The 18982-nt window shown below is 29.2% G+C and carries 18 protein-coding genes; 16 read left to right on the top strand and 2 right to left on the bottom strand.

Annotation, left to right across the window (positions count from 1 at the left end; genetic code table 11):
- Positions 1 to 67 precede the first annotated feature (67 nt).
- The 5 genes from VN21_RS04175 to VN21_RS04155 all read left to right on the top strand — a co-directional run bounded on the left by VN21_RS04175 (position 68) and on the right by VN21_RS04155 (position 7017).
- The gene (locus VN21_RS04175; RefSeq protein ID WP_084821933.1) at positions 68 to 1498 is read left to right on the top strand and encodes an MATE family efflux transporter; all 1431 of its coding nucleotides are present in this window, start codon (positions 68 to 70) and stop codon (positions 1496 to 1498) included.
- 212 nt (positions 1499 to 1710) lie between these two features.
- Positions 1711 to 3705 carry a YgiQ family radical SAM protein gene (locus VN21_RS04170; RefSeq protein ID WP_046822184.1) on the top strand — a complete coding sequence of 665 codons (1995 nt, stop codon included), beginning with the start codon at positions 1711 to 1713 and terminating at the stop codon, positions 3703 to 3705.
- Between the two features lie 211 nt (positions 3706 to 3916).
- Positions 3917 to 4471 (top strand): ECF-type riboflavin transporter substrate-binding protein, encoded by a 555-nt coding sequence (locus VN21_RS04165; protein ID WP_046822183.1) that lies wholly within the window; start codon positions 3917 to 3919, stop codon positions 4469 to 4471.
- A gap of 12 nt (positions 4472 to 4483) precedes the next feature.
- On the top strand, positions 4484 to 6190 hold the full coding sequence (locus VN21_RS04160) for an ABC transporter ATP-binding protein (protein ID WP_046822182.1): 1707 nt from the start codon (positions 4484 to 4486) through the stop codon (positions 6188 to 6190).
- Positions 6187 to 7017: an energy-coupling factor transporter transmembrane component T family protein gene (locus tag VN21_RS04155; RefSeq protein ID WP_024620006.1), complete on the top strand. Its 831-nt coding sequence runs from the start codon at positions 6187 to 6189 to the stop codon at positions 7015 to 7017. The genes VN21_RS04160 and VN21_RS04155 overlap by 4 nt, the downstream gene beginning before the upstream one ends.
- 97 nt (positions 7018 to 7114) lie before the next feature.
- Here VN21_RS04155 and VN21_RS04150 read toward each other — a convergent pair whose 3' ends face one another.
- Entirely contained in the window at positions 7115 to 8293 is a 1179-nt protein-coding gene (locus tag VN21_RS04150; protein ID WP_046822181.1) for an iron-containing alcohol dehydrogenase, read from the bottom strand.
- 178 nt (positions 8294 to 8471) lie between these two features.
- On the opposite strand from VN21_RS04150, the gene VN21_RS04145 reads away from it, so the two are divergent.
- Genes VN21_RS04145 through VN21_RS04135 form a run of 3 tightly spaced genes read left to right on the top strand, consistent with a single transcriptional unit; the run spans position 8472 to position 10020 of the window.
- The gene (locus tag VN21_RS04145; protein ID WP_046822180.1) at positions 8472 to 8843 is read left to right on the top strand and encodes a MerR family transcriptional regulator; all 372 of its coding nucleotides are present in this window, start codon (positions 8472 to 8474) and stop codon (positions 8841 to 8843) included.
- 55 nt (positions 8844 to 8898) lie between these two features.
- Entirely contained in the window at positions 8899 to 9378 is a 480-nt protein-coding gene (ybaK, locus tag VN21_RS04140; protein ID WP_046822179.1) for a Cys-tRNA(Pro) deacylase, read from the top strand.
- Between the two features lie 27 nt (positions 9379 to 9405).
- Positions 9406 to 10020 carry a DNA-3-methyladenine glycosylase gene (locus tag VN21_RS04135; RefSeq protein WP_046822178.1) on the top strand — a complete coding sequence of 205 codons (615 nt, stop codon included), beginning with the start codon at positions 9406 to 9408 and terminating at the stop codon, positions 10018 to 10020.
- Between the two features lie 72 nt (positions 10021 to 10092).
- Here the strand turns inward: VN21_RS04135 and VN21_RS04130 are convergent, their stop codons facing one another.
- Positions 10093 to 11013 carry an AEC family transporter gene (locus VN21_RS04130; protein ID WP_046822177.1) on the bottom strand — a complete coding sequence of 307 codons (921 nt, stop codon included), beginning with the start codon at positions 11011 to 11013 and terminating at the stop codon, positions 10093 to 10095.
- Positions 11014 to 11363: 350 nt separating this feature from the next.
- Between VN21_RS04130 and VN21_RS04125 the strand changes: the two genes are divergently transcribed.
- The 8 genes from VN21_RS04125 to VN21_RS04090 all read left to right on the top strand — a co-directional run bounded on the left by VN21_RS04125 (position 11364) and on the right by VN21_RS04090 (position 18872).
- Positions 11364 to 12203 (top strand): fumarate hydratase, encoded by an 840-nt coding sequence (locus VN21_RS04125; RefSeq protein ID WP_046822176.1) that lies wholly within the window; start codon positions 11364 to 11366, stop codon positions 12201 to 12203.
- A 12-nt stretch (positions 12204 to 12215) separates the two neighbouring features.
- Entirely contained in the window at positions 12216 to 12746 is a 531-nt protein-coding gene (locus tag VN21_RS04120; protein ID WP_046822175.1) for a Fe-S-containing hydro-lyase, read from the top strand.
- 31 nt (positions 12747 to 12777) lie between these two features.
- On the top strand, positions 12778 to 13956 hold the full coding sequence (locus tag VN21_RS04115) for an NAD(P)-dependent malic enzyme (RefSeq protein ID WP_046822174.1): 1179 nt from the start codon (positions 12778 to 12780) through the stop codon (positions 13954 to 13956).
- 181 nt (positions 13957 to 14137) lie between these two features.
- Positions 14138 to 14842 (top strand): GntR family transcriptional regulator, encoded by a 705-nt coding sequence (locus VN21_RS04110; protein WP_046822173.1) that lies wholly within the window; start codon positions 14138 to 14140, stop codon positions 14840 to 14842.
- 251 nt (positions 14843 to 15093) lie between these two features.
- On the top strand, positions 15094 to 16449 hold the full coding sequence (locus VN21_RS04105) for a PTS sugar transporter subunit IIC (protein WP_046822172.1): 1356 nt from the start codon (positions 15094 to 15096) through the stop codon (positions 16447 to 16449).
- Between the two features lie 23 nt (positions 16450 to 16472).
- Positions 16473 to 17783, top strand: coding sequence for a 6-phospho-beta-glucosidase (locus VN21_RS04100; protein WP_046822171.1), 1311 nt, complete (start codon positions 16473 to 16475; stop codon positions 17781 to 17783).
- Positions 17784 to 17909: 126 nt separating this feature from the next.
- Positions 17910 to 18287, top strand: a complete 378-nt coding sequence (locus VN21_RS04095) for a hypothetical protein (RefSeq protein WP_046822170.1) — start codon at positions 17910 to 17912, stop codon at positions 18285 to 18287.
- Between the two features lie 69 nt (positions 18288 to 18356).
- The gene (locus tag VN21_RS04090; protein ID WP_046821908.1) at positions 18357 to 18872 is read left to right on the top strand and encodes a helix-turn-helix domain-containing protein; all 516 of its coding nucleotides are present in this window, start codon (positions 18357 to 18359) and stop codon (positions 18870 to 18872) included.
- Positions 18873 to 18982 lie beyond the last annotated feature (110 nt).

Genomic DNA, 18982 nt, shown 5'->3' with positions numbered 1-18982 from the left:
AGCTTTTGTTATTTAAAAAAATAATATAGCAAAAAAATTGATTAATAGATATTATTATAATGTATAGATGAATGTCAGAAAATTCTTTAAGAAAAGAGGTGTATATATGAAAGAAAGAATAAATTTAACAGAGGGGAAAATTACAGAAAAGCTAATAAAACTAGCACTTCCTATAATGGGAACATCTTTTATACAAATGGCGTATAACATGATAGATATGCTATGGGTAGGAAAAGCTGGAAGCAGTGCTGTGGCATCAGTAGGTACAGCAGGTTTTTTTCCGTGGCTAGGAATGGCACTTATAGCTATATCTAGAGTTGGAGGAGAAGTACAAGTAGCACAAAGTATGGGAAAAAATGATGTGGAAAGCACTAAAGCATATATAAAAGCAGCAATAGAAGTTAACATAATATTGGCTATTTTATATACTTTAACTTTGTTGATATTTAAAAATGAGTTAATTGGAGTTTTTAATATTGGGGATGTAGATGTTATAAGAATGTCTAAGGAGTATCTTGTCATAGTAGCTATAGGAATGATATTTTATTTTATAAACCCTGTATTTACTGCTATCTTCAATGGAATGGGTAATAGCAAAACTCCATTTAGAATAAATACCATAGGACTTATAACTAATATTATATTAGATCCAATGCTTATAATAGGTTTTGGACCGATACCTAAATTAGGAGTAGCAGGAGCTGCTATAGCTACAGTTTTTTCTCAAGTTATAGTTACAGTGTGTTTTATAGGATTGATTATAAAGAAAAATGATCAATATTTTAAAATTATGTTTTTTAAAAATATAAATTTTGAATATTATAAGGCTTTGGTTAAATTAGGTATGCCAGTAGCAATACAAAGTGGTATGTTTACTATATTTTCTATGGCACTTGGAGTGATTGTAGCATCATGGGGACCAGTAGCTATTGCAGCGCAAAAGGTTGGTGCTCAGATAGAGGCTATTTCTTGGATGACTGCAGATGGAATAGCTGTAGCGTTTAGTAGCTTTTCAGGTCAAAATTATGGAGCTAACAAATACGACCGAATAAATAAAGGATTTAAGATAACACTTATAATTGCTAGTTTGTTAGGAATATCAAATACATTAATTTTAATATTTGGAGGAAAATCTATATTTACTATATTTATAAATGAAAATGAAACCATAACTGAAGGTGCAAAATATTTAAAAATATTAGGTTATTCTCAGTTGTTTATGTGTGTAGAGATAATAACATCAGGAGCATTTAAGGGGATAGGAAGAACGTATATACCATCTATTTTGGTCACTGTATTAACGGGAGCTAGGGTTCCTCTAGCGTATTTTTTATCAAGTGCAGGAATTTTAGGCTTGAGCGGAGTTTGGTGGAGTATAACCATAACTAGTATAATAAAAGGAATACTTATGATAAGTATATATGTATATTTATTAAAATCGAATAAACTTTACAGAGAAAATAAACATGATATAAAAACTAAAACAATATTAAGATGATAAAGTTAAAAGTGCTAGTTAATACGATTAGCACTTTTTGTATATATTATGAACTTGTAGGCAGTTAAGTTAATATAATTTTTGATGGAAATAAAAAATCATACAAATACTAGCTAAGTTAATGGTATAATAGAAACTTAGGAAGAAAATTTGATTCGAGTTAATAAAAGTAGTTAATAATAAATATAAATGACATATAAGTAGGTGATTAAATGACAAATAAATTTTTACCAATATGCAAACAAGACATGGTAGATAGAGGATGGGAACAGGTAGACTTCGTATTAGTAACAGGAGATGCTTACGTAGACCATCATAGTTTTGGTACAGCTATAATATCTAGAGTTTTAGAAAACGCAGGATTTAAAGTTGGAATAATAGCACAACCAGATTGGAAAACAACAGAAGACTTTATGAAATTAGGAGAGCCTAGACTAGGATTTTTAGTTAACTCTGGAAATATGGACTCTATGGTAAATCATTACTCAGTAAGTAAAAAACATAGAGATAAAGATATGTATTCTCCAGGAGCTAAAATGGGGCTTAGACCGGATAGAGCTGTTATAGTTTACTGTAATAAAATAAGAGAAGCATATAAAGATGCGAAAATAATAATAGGTGGAATTGAAGCTAGTTTAAGAAGGTTTGCGCATTATGATTATTGGAGTGATAGAGTAAGAAAATCTATGCTTATAGATAGTCAAGCTGATTTGTTAGTTTACGGTATGAGTGAAAAACAAATCGTAGAAGTTGCAAATGCATTAAATGATGGTTTTGAACCAAAGTATATAAGACATGTAAATGGGACTTGTTATATAGCAGATAGTAAAGATGAAATATATGATGATTATGTAGAGATACCATCATTTAAAGATGTTTCTTCAAGTAAAGAAGAATATGCTAAAGCATTTAAAATTCAGTATGATGAACAAGATCCATATAGAGGTAAGGTTATAATACAAAGACATGGAGATAAGTATTTAGTTCAAAACAAGCCTGAAAAACCATTAAATAGAGAAGAACTAGATGCGGTTTATGCACTTCCTTATGCTAAGGATTATCATCCTATATATAAAGCTATGGGTGGAATACCAGCAATAGAAGAAGTTAAATTTGGAATCGTAAGTTCTAGAGGATGCTTTGGGAGTTGTTCTTTCTGTGCTATAACATTCCATCAAGGAAGAGCTGTACAAAGTAGAAGCCATGAATCTATATTAGATGAAGCTAAATATATAACTGAACTAGATGATTTTAAAGGATATATACACGATGTTGGTGGACCAACAGCAAACTTTAGAGATGCAGCTTGTAAAAAGCAAATAACTAAAGGTGCTTGTAAAAATAAACAATGTCTACACCCAGAACCATGCAAAAACTTAAAGGTTGATCACTCAGATTTCTTAGAACTTTTAAGAAAAGTAAGAAGTTTACCTAAAGTTAAAAAGGTGTTTGTACGTTCAGGAATAAGATATGACTATGTAATGGCAGATAAAAATGATAAGTTCTTTAAAGAACTTGTTGAACATCATGTAAGTGGACAATTAAAAGTTGCACCAGAGCATATAGCTGAAGAAGTTTTAGATCATATGCAAAAGCCAGCAGGTAACACTTATGATAAATTTAGAGATAAATTCTTTAGGTTAAGTGAAAAAGTTGGGAAAAAACAATATATTATACCGTATTTAATGTCTTCGCATCCAGGTTCTACTTTGAACTCAGCAATAGAATTAGCTGAATATTTAAGAGACACTAAATATCAACCAGAACAAGTTCAAGATTTTTATCCAACACCAGGAACTTTATCAACTACAATGTTCTATACAGGTATAGATCCGTTAACTATGAAACCTGTATATGTTCCAAAGTCTAAACATGAAAAAGCTATGCAAAGAGCATTGCTTCAATATAGAGCTCCAAGAAACTATGAATTAGTTCATGCAGCATTAGTTGAAGCTGGAAGAGAAGATTTAATAGGATTTGGTCCAAGATGTTTAATAAAACCTAGAGGTGAGCATCCTAGAAATTATAACAATAAAAGCAAAACTAAAAACTCTTCATCTAAATCTTCATCAAGAGGAAATAAAAAAGACGATAGTCGAGGAAAACGCGGAAATAAAGACTCTAGAGACAATAACTCTAGAAATAATAGAAATGAAAAAAACGAAAGAAACAGTAAAACTAATAAGATAAAAAGAAAGAAAAGATAAACATAAAAAAGCCCATTTTTTAAATGGGCTTTTTATTATAATTTAAATTGATGCAAATTGACATTTTTCGATAAAATATTTATAATAAAAGTTATGACAAAATTTAAAATGTAAGGATTTAGCAAGTCTTGTGCTTATTAAAATTTAGAATAATACTTGCTTTAAATATTTATAAATTATCCAAAATAAAATAGAAAAGGAGGAGAGATGTATGGGAAATAAGCTTACTATAAAAACTATAGTTGCTATAGGGATAGGGTCTGCAGTATTTATGATATTAGGACGTTTTGGATCTATACCAACGGGAATTCCAAATACTAATATAGAAACTGCATATGCATTTTTAGCATTAATGGCTCTTATGTATGGTCCACTTGCAGGATTTTTAATAGGTTTTATAGGGCACTGTTTAAAGGATTCTATATTTTATGGTTCACCATGGTTTAGTTGGGTTATAGCATCAGCTGTAGTTGGTTTAGTAATTGGTCTTATATATAAAAAAATTAATATAAGTGGCGGAGAGTTTAATAAAAAAGAAATAATAATTTTTAATATTACTCAGATAATAGCAAATGCCCTTGCATGGTTTGTAGTGGCTCCAACTCTAGATATATTTATTTATGCAGAACCTGCATCTAAAGTATATTTACAAGGTGTTTTAGGAGGAATAGGCAATATAATTACAGTAGCTGTTTTAGGAACTGCCATAATAAAAAGTTATGCTAAGACTAAGATACCAACGGGAAGTTTAGATAAAGAACTATAAAAGGAGATTCGTATGAAAAAGAAAATAATAGAATTTAAAGATTTTACTTTTAAATATAGAGTTCAAGCTAAACCTACATTAAAAAATATCAATCTTACAATTTATGAAGGAGAGAAGGTATTAGTAGTAGGTCCGTCAGGTTCTGGAAAAAGTACTTTAGCTCATTGTATAAATGGTCTTACACCTTTTTATTATCAAGGAAATAGTACGGGTAGCTTGAAAATAATGGGGAAAGAAACTAAAGATATGGGAATATTTGAAATATCTAAAACAGTAGGAACTGTACTTCAAGATCCCGATAGCCAATTTATAGGATTAACAGTTGCTGAGGATATAGCATTTAAGTTAGAAAATGACTGTACTTCTCAAAGTAAAATGAAATCTATGGTGCAAAAAGTTTCGAAATTAGTAGGAATAGATAAACAACTTGATTCAGCTCCTTATAGTTTATCAGGAGGGCAAAAGCAGAGAGTTACATTAGCAGGAGTTACTGTTGATGATGTAGATATATTGTTATTTGATGAACCTTTAGCTAGTTTAGACCCAGCTACAGGAAAAAGTGCAATAGAACTTATAGATAGAATAAAAAGTGAAACAAATAAAACAATTCTTATAATAGAGCACAGATTAGAAGATGTTCTTCATTGTGATGTTGATAGAATTATAGTTATGAGTGAAGGTGAAATAGTTGCAGATATGAATGCTGATGAGCTGATATCTTCAGATATTTTAATTGAAAACGGAATAAGAGAACCACTATATGTTACAGCTCTTAAATATGCAGGGGTAGATATAAATCCTGATATGAATCCTGGACATATAAATACTATAGATATAAACAAATGTAGAGATTGTTTAAAGAAATGGGATAGTAATAGTAATATACATGAAGAACAAATCAATGAAGATGTATTACTTGAATTAAAGAATGTATCATTTAAATATGAAAAAAATAAGCCTATATTAAAAGATATATCATTTAAAATAAATAAAGGTGAAATGGTTAGTATAGTAGGAAAAAATGGGGCAGGAAAATCTACTATATCTAAATTAGTATGTGGCTTTTATAAACCAACAAGTGGACAAATACTTTTAAATAATAGAGATATAATAGATGATTCTATAAAAGAGCGTGCGGAAAAAATAGGAATTGTAATGCAAAATCCTAATCAAATGATTTCTAAGACTATGATCTTTGATGAAGTTGCATTAGGGCTTAGATTTAGGGGTATTGATGAAGAAACAATAAAGGAAAAAGTATATGAAACATTAAAAGTTTGTGGATTATATGAGTATAGAAATTGGCCTATATCAGCACTTAGTTATGGACAGAAAAAACGTGTAACTATAGCTTCTATATTAGTTTTAAATCCAGAAATAATAATTTTAGATGAGCCTACAGCAGGGCAAGATTTTAAACATTATAATGAAATAATGGAATTTTTAGCAGATTTAAATAGAAAAGGTGTAACTATAATAATGATAACTCATGATATGCATTTAATGCTTGAATATACAAATAGAGCGATAGTTATAGCAGATGGTATTAAACTAGATGACGATACAGCAGCTAATGTTTTAACTAATAGTGAAGTTATAAATCATGCAAACCTAAAAGAAACATCTGTTTATGAGTTAGCTATAAAATGTGGGGTAAGTGACCCAAGAAAATTTGTAAATAAATTTATTGATTATGATAGGAGGATTAGAAGAGTATGAAAACAACAATGCTATCATATATAAAAGAAGATTCGCCTATCCATAATTTAACAGGTGCTACAAAATTAATATTTTTCATGGCTTGGTCAATAGCTTCTATGATAACTTACGATACTAGAGTTCTTGTAGGAATGTTAGTATTAAGTTTAATAATATTTAAAATATCAAAAGTTAAATTTAAAGATGTAGCTTTTGTTATATATTTCATTTTATTCTTTATGGTGTTAAATAATATTGCCATATTTATATTAGGACCGTATCAAGGTGTTGAAATATATGGAACAAGAACGGACTTAATTAAATTAATAGGACCATATACAGTAACAGCTGAGCAGTTATTTTATCAATTAAATTTTAATTTAAAAATATTTGCAACTATACCTATGGCATTACTATTTATAGTTACTACTGATCCGAGTGAATTTGCAGCATCATTAAATAAGCTTGGTATAAATTATAAAATTGCATATTCTGTTGCAATAGCTCTAAGATATATACCAGATATACAAAGAGATTATCATGATATATCATATGCACAACAAGCTAGAGGAATAGATATGTCTAAAAAAGAAAAGCTAGGAAAGCGTATAAAAAATATTTCATCTATACTTATGCCACTAATATTCTCAAGTTTAGAGAGAATAGAAGTTATAAGTTGTGCTATGGAACTTAGAGGGTTTGGAAATAAAAGAAAACGTACTTGGTATAATGCAAGAAAGTTTAGAACTAGTGATTATGTAGCAATATTATTAGCTATAGTAATATTATTTGGATCTTTATATATTACGTTTAAAAATGGAAATAGATTCTATAATCCATTTGTATAGTAAAAATAAGTTAATAAAATTACAATGAAATGTAAATACCCATAATAATTCCATATAGAATTATTATGGGTATTTTTAATATAAAAATAATTAATAATTATAAAGCTAAATTATATATAGCTAGAACATCTTCCCAATTAAGTTTCTTTAGTCCACCAATAAGAATTTCTTTTCCATCTTTAGAGTTAGTAGATTTTTTTGCCATTAATTCTAAATTAGACTCATTGATATTAAGTTCTTTTAAACTAGTAGGTAATTCAAGTTTTTTATAGAATGATTTTAATTTTTCAATTCCCTCATTTATAATCTCTTCTTGAGATTTAGATGTACTTTCAACACCCATAACATTTATAGCAAATTGCTCAAACATAGGTGGATTTTCTTTATATACATACTTCATCCAGGCAGGCGTTATGACAGAAAGTCCTGCTCCATGTGCAACATCATATATAGCGCTAAGCTCATGTTCTATTTTATGAGAAGCCCAATCTTGTTCTCTTCCTAAACCAAGTAAACCGTTATGAGCAATATTTCCAGATAAAGCTATTTCAGCCCAAGCATCATAGTTTTTATTATCATTTATAACAATTGATCCATTTTTCATTATAGTTTTTAATGTGCTTTCGCATAATCCATCAATTAAATCTGTATTAGACGTATTAGTAAAATAACGTTCCATTATATGACTCATCATATCACTAATTCCATTAGCAATTTGATTTTTTGGCAATGTGAAATAAAGTTCTGGATTAATGATGCTTAATAAAGGTCTAAGTAATTCGCAACCACAAGATAATTTTAGTTGTTTTTCTTCATTAGTAATAACTGTTCCAGTACTAGATTCACTTCCGGCTGCTGGTATAGTTAGAATAGTTGCAACTGGAATAGCTTCTTTAATTTCTATATCTTTGCAGTAGAAATCCCAAACATCTCCGTTGTAAGGGATGCCAATTGCTATAGCTTTAGCAGAATCTATTACACTTCCTCCACCTACAGCTAAGATAAAGTCTACTTTTTCTTTTCTGCATAGTTCAATTCCCTCGTTAACAAGAGATAAACGAGGATTTGGTTTTACTCCTCCGAGTTCAACAAAGTCTATTTGGTTTTCTAAAAGTGAATTTATTACATCTTCATATACTCCACTTTTTTTTATGCTTTGTCCACCAAAATGGAATAAAACTTTATTTGCATAAGGTTTTATTAACTTTCCTATATTTCTATGTTCATTTTTTCCAAAAATTATTCTAGTTCTATTTTGATAATCAAAGTTTAACAAACTCAATTCCTCCTAAATTTTTATACTTAATTTAAATCGTGTAGTTATTTAATAGAAGTTTCTTAAGCTAATATTAATACTTAGAGTTAACTCTAAGTCAATAGCTTTTGTTTTAAATATTGACAATTATTTTTATAAGAAGTAATGTATAGCTAAATAAATCATAGGAGGATGAAGAATGAATTATACAATTTCAGAGGTAGCTAAAAAATTTAATTTAACTCAGCATACAATTCGCTACTATGAAAAAGAAAATATAATTTCACCTCATAGAAATAAAAATGGTATACGTTATTTTACAGATGAAGATTTAGACCAAATTGAAATGGTGTGTTGCCTTAAAGCTACGGGAATGTCCATAAAAGATATAAAATCTTATTTTAAACTTTGTTCACAAGGAGATGAAACTTTAGAAGAGAGGTTAGAAATTTTTAATTCTCATAGGGAACACATATTAAAAGAGTTTGAGTTATTACAAAAAAACCTAGATAAAATTGATGATAAAATCAGTTGGTATAAAGGGTTTATGAAATCTAAGAGGTGTGATTGATAAGAAATATATGTTAAATTTAATATATAAGTTATTTTAGGGAGTGTGATTTTTTATGGCTAAAACAAAAGTAAAAACTAATGCAATGAGAATTTTAGATTCTAAAAAAGTAAAATATAATATGCTTTCATATGATGTTTCAGATGATCATGTGGATGGAGTATCTGTAGCGAATAAGATTGGAAGAGATGTAAGTGAAGTATATAAAACTTTGGTTACACAAGGAACTAGTAAAGAGTTATATGTATATGTGATACCTGTTAATGAAAATTTAGATTTAAAAAAGGCTGCAAAAGTAGCAGGAGAAAAAAAGGTAGAGATGATACATGTAAGTGATATAAACAAACTTACTGGATATATAAGAGGTGGATGTTCTCCTGTAGGAATGAAAAAACTATATAAAACTTTTATAAATGAAACAGGAAAAGATTTAGAAAATATTATAGTGAGTGCTGGTAAAATAGGATATCAAATAGAACTAAATCCATTCGACTTACAAAAAGTTATAAATAGTAAATTTGAAGATATAATATAAGTAAGTTAAAAAGAAAGTTGGGATTAAATGAATGTAGATTTTTTCAGGCAAGATGCAGTTACTTTATCAAAACAATTACTTGGAAAGTATTTAGTGAGAAAATATGATGATAAAGAAATTATAGTTAAAATAGTTGAAACTGAAGCTTATATGGGAATAACGGATAAGGCTGCTCATGTATATGGTGATAGAAGAACAGATAGAACAGCTCCATTATATGAAGATGGAGGAACTATATATGTTTATTTAATATACGGAATGTATTACTGTTTAAATATTTCTGCAAATATTAAAGATACACCGCAGTGCGTACTTATAAGAGCGGTAGAGCCTATTAAAGGAATTGATGATATTTCAATAAATAGATATGACAAAGTATATGAAGAGTTAACTACATATCAAAAGAAAAACATTACCAATGGACCAGGAAAATTATGCAAAGCTCTTAAAATTGAAAAAGATTTTAATTTTAAAAGTGTATTAGGTAATGAGCTGTTTGTAAAAGATTCTATTGATAATGGTAAGGAATCAAATTTTGAAATTATTGAAAGCAAACGTGTAAATATCGATTATGCTCAAGAAGCTAAAGATTATTTATGGAGATATTATATAAAAGATAATAAATATATATCTAAAAAATAGTTGTCTAAAATAATAGACAACTATTTTTGTGCTTAAGTAAATTGAGCTTAATAACTTAAGCAAGTAAATTTTTTAACTAAGTAAAACTATGCTTATGATAGGGATTGTAACTATAGATATTAGTGTAGTTAAAAATACAGCTTGAGATGCAAGTTGATCATTTGCATCATAACTCTTTGCCATGATTGCAGTATTTGATGCTGCAGGCATTGCAGATATAACTACAGGCACACCTAATAATAATGGATTTTTAATATATAAGCTTAATAGAAAATAAACAACAGATGGAACAACTAAAAGTCTTATAAAGGATACTATATATAATTTTTTATTTATAAAAGTTTCTTTAATAGGAGAACTAGCTAATAAGCTTCCTATAACAATCATTGATAAAGGTGTTGTTATACTTCCAAGCATATCTAAAGTATTAAATATTGGAAGTGGAAGTTTAATTCTTAAAAGGAATAATGAAAGTCCAGTTAAGACCCCTATAATTGGAGGACTTATAATAGATTTAATTGAAAATTTATATTCACTATTATGTTTATTTAACAAATAAGTTCCAACTGTAAATACGAAAAAATTAAAAGGCAGATTAAAAATTGCTGTAAAAAATATAGCTTCTTTACCTAAAACAGCTTCGATAACTGGATACCCCATGAACCCAACATTAGAGAATACAATTATATATTGATAAAGACCGCAATCTTTATCGCCTTTTATAAAAAATTTAAATAAAAAAGCTATCAATATAGTTGTAGAGTACATTAATATTGAAATTATTATTAAAGATATAATATCACCTAATAAACTAGGGTTAAATTCCATTTGCATAGCGCTAATTATCATAGATGGTAAAAACAACCCCATTATCAGTTTTGTAAGTCCAGATGTGGTATGTTTATCTATTAACCCCTTAAAGCTAGATATGTATCCAACTAAAATAAGCAAGAACAAAACAGTTATTTGAATAAATATATTATTAAAGTCCAATATATCACCCCCTATAATTATTATATAGAGGTTTAGAGGATAATGAATAAAGTTATTAAAAATAAATTGAAAATATTTAAATAAAATGTATATAATTCAAAAAATGGTAAATAATTAAAATATAAGAGATAATTAATCTCCCCCAAACTTTAAGATATCTCTTACAACCATAAAACTCATATATCCCCCATTAAAGCATATACTTTCGGACAGTATGTGCTTTTGTTTTTTTTGAATAAAATATAATATGAAGAAGGGATTAAACGAATTTTGTTATTGTTAAAATAATTAAAAAATGATAAAGTTTTATATATAGTCGAATATTAAACTTGAAAATGGGGGATAAGTTCGTGAGAATTATAAAGTCATCACAAATTACAGAAATTGTAAGAGATATGTGTATAAAAGCAAATATATACCTAGGGGAAGATGTTGTAGAATCTTTAAAAGAAAATAAAGAAAAAGAAAATAGCGAACTAGGAAAAAATATATTAAATATATTAATAAAAAATTGTGAAATTGCAAAAGAAAAACAAATGCCTATATGTCAAGATACTGGAATGGCTGTATTTTTTGTAAGTATCGGTCAAGATGTACACGTAGAAGGTAAAAATATAAGCGATGCAATAAATGAAGGTGTAAAGCAAGGTTATGAAGATGGCTTTTTAAGAAAATCAGTTGTAACTCCAATAAATAGAAAAAATACACAAGATAATACACCTGCAATAATTCATTACGATATAGTTGAGGGTGATAAAATAACTATAGAGTTTGCACCAAAGGGATTTGGTAGTGAAAATATGAGCAAGATGAAAATGTTAAAGCCATCTGATGGTATAAAAGGAATACAAAACTTTATTATAGATACTGTTAAAGAAGCTGGGCCAAATCCATGTCCACCTATAGTTGTTGGTGTTGGAATTGGAGGAACTATTGAAAAATGTGCACAGATAGCAAAAAAATCTTTATTAAGGGATATAGGAGCACATAATAAAGATGAAAATATAAAAAATTTAGAAATACAAATATTAAAAGAAATAAATAACCTAGGAATAGGGCCTCAAGGATTAGGTGGAAATACAACTGCGCTTGCAGTTAACATAGAGACATTTCCAACTCATATAGCTGGGCTTCCTGTAGTAGTAAATATAAACTGTCATGCGGCAAGACATAAAAAGGCTATAATATAAAGGGGGATAAAAATGAGAAAGATAACTCTTCCCATAGATAATGAAACAATAAAAGAGCTAAAGTGTGGAGAAATGGTAAGTATAAGTGGTGTAATTTATACAGCTAGAGACGCAGCGCATCAAAGAATGGTTAATTCTATAAAAGAAGGTGAAAAATTGCCTTTTAACGTAGAAGGGCAAGCTATATATTATGTAGGACCAACACCTCATAAATATGGAGAAGTAATAGGTGCTGCTGGACCTACGACAAGTTATAGAATGGATGACTTAACAGCTCCTTTATTAGATAGAGGATTAAAGTTAATGATAGGTAAAGGAAAGAGAAACGATATAGTTATCGATTCGATGAAAAAAAATGTATGTGCATATTTAGCTGCTATAGGTGGCGCAGGTGCATATATATCAAACTCTATTAAAAAGGCTGAAGTTATAGCTTATGATGATTTAGGAGCAGAAGCTGTAAGAAGATTAGAGGTTGAGGACTTATTTGCAGTAGTTGCAATCGATTGTTATGGCAATAACATTTATGAAATAAATAAATAACTATAAATCAAAATATGAAAGAGGTTAGGTTATGACTAAAAATTACTCAGAGTTAGCATTAGAAATGCATGAAAAGAATAAAGGGAAAATAACTATTTCTAGTAAAGTTAAAGTTGAAGATAAAGATGATTTATCTATTGCATATACTCCAGGAGTTGCAGCTCCGTGTTTGGAAATATCTAAAGATGAAGATTTAGTATATAAATATACATCAAAAGGAAATATGGTTGGTGTAGTTAGTGATGGAAGTGCTGTATTAGGTTTAGGTAATATAGGAGCTAGTGCATCAATACCAGTAATGGAAGGAAAAGCAATACTATTTAAGGAATTCGCAAATGTAGATGCATTTCCAATATGTTTAAAGACGAAGGATGTAGATGAAATAGTAAATACTGTAAAATTAATGGAACCTGTATTTGGAGGAATCAACTTAGAAGATATAAGTGCTCCAAGATGTTTTGAAATAGAAGAGAAATTAAAAAAAGAGTTAAACATACCAGTTTTTCATGATGATCAACATGGAACAGCTATAGTTTTATCTGCGGCTATAATAAATTCATTAAAATTAATAAATAAAAAAATAGAAGATCTAGAAATTGTTATAAATGGACCTGGAGCAGCTGGATTAGCAATAGCTAAAATGTTAATCAGCATGGGAGTTAAAAATATTGTGTTATGTGGATTAAATGGAGCTTTAGAAGAAGGTATGGATGATTTAAACTGGGCTCAAGAAGAAATGTTAAAGGTTACCAATATCCATAACGAAAAAGGATTATTAGCTGATGTAATAAAAAATAAAGATGTATTTATAGGAGTTTCAGGACCTAACTGTGTAACAAAAGAAATGGTAGCTACTATGAACGAGAAATCTATAATATTAGCAATGGCAAATCCAACTCCAGAGATAATGCCAGACCAAGCAAAAGCGGGTGGAGCTTACATAGTTGGAACAGGAAGAAGTGATTTTCCAAATCAAGTAAATAATGTGCTTGCATTCCCAGGTATATTCAGAGGGGCATTAGATGTAAGGGCTACTGAAATTAATGAAGAAATGAAAATAGCAGCAGCTAATGCAATTGCAAATTCTATAAAAATAGAAGACTTAAACCCTGATAATATATTACCTAAATCTTTTGATAGAGATGTAGCTAAAAATGTAGCAGAAGCTATAAAAGAAGCGGCGATAAAAACTGGCGTAGCTAGGATATAAAACTATTATATCAAAATAGATGAGACAAAAGGATGAATGTATAAGTGAAAGCTTATATATTCATCCTTTTATAATTAAATATATGTAGAGATGGAAAAAAAATTTAATATAGTCTATAATTGAATGTATAAATATTAAAAGTAAATATATATACAATTTAACTACAAAAGGGGAAGTAAATATGAATGAACCTATTTATAAACAAATAGAAAGTCACATTAAAAATTTAATACAGTCAAAGACTTTAAAGCAAGGAGAATTAATACCCTCTGAAAAACAATTAAGTGAAGAATTTAATGTAACAAGAATGACTGTTAGGTCGGCATTAAATAATTTAGTTAAAGATGGATATATAACTAGGCAAAGAGGTGTAGGTAGTATTGTTTTAGCGAATAAAGTGTATGATAATATATCTGCAGTAAGCGGTTTCACAGAAGAAATGGAAAATAAGGGGTACAAAGTTTCTAATATATTGGATGAGCTTAATGTTATTGAGGCTGATGAAGAGCTTATGAACAAATTAAATCTTACTGAAAAAGAAAATGTATGGGAAATTAAAAGAATACGTTTAGCTAATGATAAGAAAATATCATATATGGAGACGTATATGCCTGTAAAATTATTTCCAAATTTAAAAAAATCTCATTGTGAAGGATCTTTATATAACTATGTTGAAGAAGTTTGTGGATATAAGATAGCTATATCTGAACGAGAAGTAAGTTCAGTTTTAGCAAATGATGAGTTAGCTAATTTACTAGACTTAACAAAACCAGAAGCTTTATTATATATAAGTCAGGTTTGTAAATTACACAATAGTGATGTTTTTGAATACTCACATACCTATCATTATGGGTATACACTAACTTTAAGCGCTGTATCTGAATAGTCAGATGCAGTTTTTTTTATTGAGGAAAATTTAATAAAGTAAAATTTTTAAAAAAGGGAAAATGTTTTTTGTAAAAGACTTGAAATGTATATACGTTTAAAATATAATATATATAACAATAAAAAGAATATATAAACTTTATGAATCATAAGTTTATATAAACTATGTATTTATAAACATTTTTATTTAGCTAATAAGGATTTATGTGAGTTTCAAGAAAACGATTTCTAAAAATTAAAGGGAGGATTATTATGGGAGCGATAATGAAGTTTATGGATAAGTATATTATCCCAGTAGCTGGAAAGCTAGGAGCACAAAGGCATTTAGTAGCTGTAAGAGATGGATTCGTAGCAATGATACCAATAACTATGATAGGGGCATTAGCTACATTAGTAAATAATTTACCTATACCAGCTTATCAAAATTTTATGAAAAATACTTTTGGAGAGACTTGGACTACATTAGGTGGAGATTTATGGTGGGGATCAATTGCAACTATGGCTTTATTCTTAGTTGTAGGAGTAGCTTATAATCTTGCAAAATCATATGATGAAGATGGTTTACAAGCCGGACTTATAGCTCTTAGTATATTTTTTGTAATGTCACCTCAAGTAGCTAACATAGTTACTGAAGCAGGAGATAAAGTTAGTGGATGGGGATTTGTCCCAAGTGGATATATTTCAAACTCTGCATTATTTACAGCAATAGTAATAGGATTACTAGCAACTGAAATATTTGTTAAGTTATCTAGGATTAAGAAAATAAATATAAAAATGCCAGATGGAGTACCACCGGCAGTAGCAAGATCTTTTGCTAAGTTAATACCAGGTATGCTAACTATAGCTATATTTGGAGCAATTGGATTATTAATAAAAACATTATCAGGCGGATTATTCTTAAATGATTTATTAAATACTTATCTAGCGGCACCGTTAAAAGGAGCAGCAGACTCATTAGGCTCAACTATGTTAATTACTTTCTTTATACATGCATTATGGACTATAGGACTTCATGGGGCAAACATAGCAATGCCTATAACAGAAACATTATTAATGGATTTAGGAGCAGAAAATGCAGCATTAGCACAAGCTGGAGCTACTGAAGGGTTCCATACTTTAGCAGGAGCATTCTTTGATGCATTTGTATACTTAGGTGGATCAGGTATGATTCTTGGATTAATAATAGCTTTAATAATAGCTGGAAGAAGACGTAAGGACATGATAGCTTTAGGATTAGCACCGTCGATATTCAATATAAGTGAGCCAGTAATATTTGGATTACCAATAGTATTAAACCCAATATATATGATACCTTTCGTTTTAGCTCCTGTTGTATGTTCAGCAGTTGCATATTTGGCAATAGATATGGGATTGGTAATGCCAGTAATTGCAGCTAAAATACCGTGGGTAACACCACCTATATTAGGTGGATTTTTAGCAACTGGTCACTGGACTGGAGCAGTTTTAGCAGCAGTTAATCTATTAATATCAATAGTTATATATATACCATTTGTAATAGCATCAGAGAAAATAGACAAAAGAAAAGCTACTTTAGCTACAGATCAGGGAAATGATGACGATTTCAGCTTTGACGATTTAGAATTTTAGAAATAACGATAGGAGATATGACTATGAAAAAAGGACTAAAGATAGTAACTATAGGTGGAGGATCAAGTTATACTCCGGAACTTGTAGAAGGGTTTATAAAAAGATACAAAGAGTTGCCAGTAAAAGAATTATGGCTGGTTGATATAGAAGAAGGTAAGCATAAATTAGAAATAGTTGGAAATCTAGCAAAAAGAATGGTTAAAAAAGCTGGAATAGACATGGAAATACATTTAACGTTAGATAGAAGAGAGGCACTAAAGGGTGCAGATTTTGTTACTACACAATTAAGGGTAGGATTGTTAGAGGCTAGGATTAAAGATGAAAGTATACCTTTATCACATGGAGTAATAGGGCAAGAGACTAATGGGGCAGGAGGGCTTTTTAAAGCATTAAGAACTGTACCTGTTGTTCTTGATATAATAAAAGATGTTGAAGAGTTATGTCCTAACGCATGGATAATAAACTTTACAAATCCTACAGGTGTAATAACAGAAGCTGTATTTAGATATACTGATTTTAAAAACTATATAGGATTATGCAATGTCCCTATAGGAATGAGAAATGGAATAGCTAAATTATTTGAAGTTGAAAATGAAAGAATTCAAATGGATTTTGCTGGACTTAACCATATGGTTTATGGGCTTAACGTAGCTTTAGATGGAGAGGATGTTACAGATGAAGCTATAGATAAATTTGTACACTCAAAATTAACAATGCAAAATATAAAAGCTATAGAGTTTAATGCAGATTTCGTTAAAAATTTAGGATTAGTTCCTTGTCCATACCATAGATACTATTACAAAACTAAAGAAATGTTAGAAGAAGAATTAAATGAATTTGCAAAAGGGAAAGCTAGAGGGCAAGTTGTTAAAGAGCTAGAAGATCAATTATTTGAATTATATAAAGATGAGAATCTAGATATAAAACCACCTCAATTAGAAAAAAGAGGAGGAGCTTATTATAGTGATGCAGCGTGTAATTTAATAAGTTCTATATATAATGATAAAAGAGATATTCAAGTAGTTAATACAATTAATAATGGTGCTATAAGAAACTTTAAAGATAATCAAGCTGTTGAAGTAAGTAGTGTTATAACAAAAAATGGACCTAAACCATTATCTATAGGATATTTACCAGATGCTGTAGATGGATTAGTAAGCCAAATAAAATCATTTGAAATGTTGGCAGCAAAAGCTGCTGTATATGGAGATTACAATGCAGCATATCTAGCACTATGTATAAATCCATTAATACCTTCTGATGATCTAGCTAAAACTATATTAGATGAAATGATGGAAGCTCACAAAGATTATTTACCACAATTTAATGAGTAGAACTGTTTCGGGGGGAATAGGATAAAAAGGGTACTAAATAGTGCCCTTTTTTTATATTTAAAATATATGGTATACTATATTTTATAAAAAGTTAAATTATATAAAAATATAATATGGAGAATTTATATGAGTAAAAAAAATATTATAATAGGAATAATCAGCATATTAGTAGTTGGTGTGCTAGTTTCAGTTGTTTTTGAAAATAGGAAAAATCCTTTGAATTCAAAGGAAGATCAAATTGAAATATCTGAAAATAAAGATAAAAATAAGATAGAACCAATCTCAAAAGAAAATGCACTAAAGGTATTGAAGGCTACATATGGAGATGGGGTGTCTAATACGGAAGAAGATATAAAGCAAGTGGGTAATAACTATGAAGTTAAAGTTAATGTATCTATAGAAGAAAAAGACGATGAAGGAGAGGTTCATTATCACGAACAAGATATGGGAACTCACAAAATAGATATATATACTGGTGAAATTAAAGATACAAAGGAAAAATAAAAAAAGAGTATGGGTATGTACTGCGCCCCAATTGTTGGACTAAAAATCTAATGATTGGGGTGTTTTTATATGACTAAATACGATTTTAGTTTTAAACTAAAAGTTGTTAAATCTTATTTAAATGGAGAAGGCGGATTTCTTTCACTATCAAAAAAATATGGAATTCATAATAATAGCCAAATTCAAAAATGGGTAAATGCCTATAACATATTAGGTGAAGATGGGCTAAAAAGAAAAAATAGAGATACCTGCTATACTGTACAGTTCAAGCTAGATGTTATAAACTATATGTTAATAACTAAATCTAGTGCACAAGAGGTCGCTAACCATTTTAAAATGAACAATAGTTCACTTATATCAGCATGGAAACAGAAATTTTTAAATGATGGTATAGATGCCTTGTCTAGAACGAAGGGGAAACCATCCATGAACAAAAACACTAAAAAAGAAAAAAAGTTAACAAGAGAACAAGAGTTAGAATATGAAAATACACTGTTAAAAGCGGAGCTTGCATTTTTAAAAAAGCTGCGTGCTTCAGGAATGAATGTTCCCGAAAGGTTAAAAACCGATACGAATCAAAAGTAATTTATGATCTTCGCAAGGAATTTAAACTATCCACTCTTCTTGAAGCTACTAAATTTCCTAAATCAACATATATGTATTGGCAAAAGAGATTTGATAGTGAAAATCCAGAT

Origin of the sequence: Paraclostridium benzoelyticum, from assembly GCF_001006285.1 — a bacterium.
GTDB lineage: Bacteria > Bacillota > Clostridia > Peptostreptococcales > Peptostreptococcaceae > Paraclostridium > Paraclostridium benzoelyticum.
The sequence above is the reverse complement of the archived record's forward strand: the minus strand, read 5'-3'. Positions and strand labels throughout refer to the sequence as shown.